Origin of the sequence: Nocardiopsis sp. TNDT3 (genome assembly GCF_003427465.1) — a bacterium.
In the GTDB taxonomy this organism is placed as follows: Bacteria; Actinomycetota; Actinomycetes; order Streptosporangiales; family Streptosporangiaceae; genus Nocardiopsis; species Nocardiopsis dassonvillei.
In genome coordinates this window covers 1-1,281 of record NZ_QPFC01001414.1, presented here as the reverse complement: position 1 = coordinate 1,281, position 1,281 = coordinate 1, and the positions used below count along the sequence as shown (strand labels likewise).

At 74.9% G+C, this 1,281-nt stretch carries 2 protein-coding genes; one reads left to right on the top strand and one right to left on the bottom strand.

All coding sequences use genetic code 11. The features are described from left to right. On the bottom strand, positions 1–767 hold a 767-nt coding region (locus DQW06_RS28385), incomplete at its 3' end, for a PLP-dependent aminotransferase family protein (protein WP_157983651.1). A 119-nt stretch (positions 768–886) separates the two neighbouring features. Here DQW06_RS28385 and DQW06_RS28380 point away from each other — a divergent pair. Beyond that, the coding region (locus DQW06_RS28380) for a hypothetical protein (protein WP_117199634.1) at positions 887–1,281 on the top strand (395 nt) is incomplete at its 3' end.

Sequence of the window (1,281 nt, the reverse complement as noted above, 5' to 3'; positions counted from 1 at the left end):
GTGTAGACGAGGTGGGGCGCGTGCTCGGCCACGGCGCGGCGCACGCCGTTGGCGTCCAGACCCTGTTCGTCCAGGGGCACGGGCAGGAAGCGTGCGCCCCGGTCCCCCATCAGGTCCAGGCAGCCCGCGAAGCTGGGGTCCTCCACCACGACGGGCGAGCCGTTGCGCAGGTAGAGCTGGGCGACCAGGTTGACGGCCTGGTGGGCGCCGGTGGTGACGACGATCTGGTCGGCGGTGGTGGGCAGGCCCCGGGCGGTGTAGTGGTCGGCGACGGCCCGGCGCAGCGCGGGCAGGCCGCTGGGGTGGTAGCTGCCCTCGGCCATGAGCGCGGGCAGGTCCTCGGCCACGACCCGGCGGATGGCCTCCTCCACGCCGGGGAGCGCGGGGGTGGTCAGGCAGGCGGCCGAGATGAGTCCCTCCTCGTGCTGGAAGAGGTTGCGGTACATGGGGTTGCCCGTGCCGTTGGCGGTCCAGCCGTCCGAGCGCACGGGCGCGACCCGGCTGCTGACGCGGGTGCCGCTGCCCTGCCTGCTGTCGAGGATGCCGTCCGCGCGCAGGGCGTCGTAGGCGGAGACCACGGTGGTGCGGCTCACCCGGAGGCTGGCGGCGAGGGCGCGCTCGGAGGGCAGGCGCTCACCGGGGGTGAGGCTGCCCTGGTCGACCAGCTGGCGCAGGGTGTCGGCGAGGCGCCGGTAGAGGGGCCCGCCGCCCCGGGGCCAGGCGCCGAGGAGGTCGGCGAGTTCGGCGGAACTCCGGGAAGAGTCCATTTTCCCCTCCATTGGATCTGTGGTGAGTGGTCCCCGGATTCCATACTGGCATCGCCAGAGGGGATACCACCAGAGCCAGAGTGGACCCCCGCAAGCAGTCCAGTTTCCCGGGAGCGGTCATGCCATTCCTCGCACAGCGCCGACACGACACCGTCCGCCGCACACCCCGCCGCCGTCCGAACCCCGTCGGGGAGGGCGGTTCCGCGCTCCGCGCCGGCTGGCCGGTGCTGGTGGAGGCGCGTGTCCTGCGGGGCGACCGCCGTCACCTCGGCGCGTTCGCCGCCGCCCTGCGCGAACGGGCCCGGCGGGACCCCGGCCACCTGGAGGAGGTCCACTTCCTCGACGAGGGGGAGCGCGTCCGCCTCGTCTCGCTGTGGCGCTCCCCCGGCGGCCTGCGGTCCTTCGTGGAGGCGGCGCACCGGGACGTGCTGGCCTTCCGCGCTGCCAGCGGCGCCTTCCCGGAGGTGGAGCGCACGCTGTGGTGGTCGGCGGCGGGGACCCCGGTGCCGCCGGG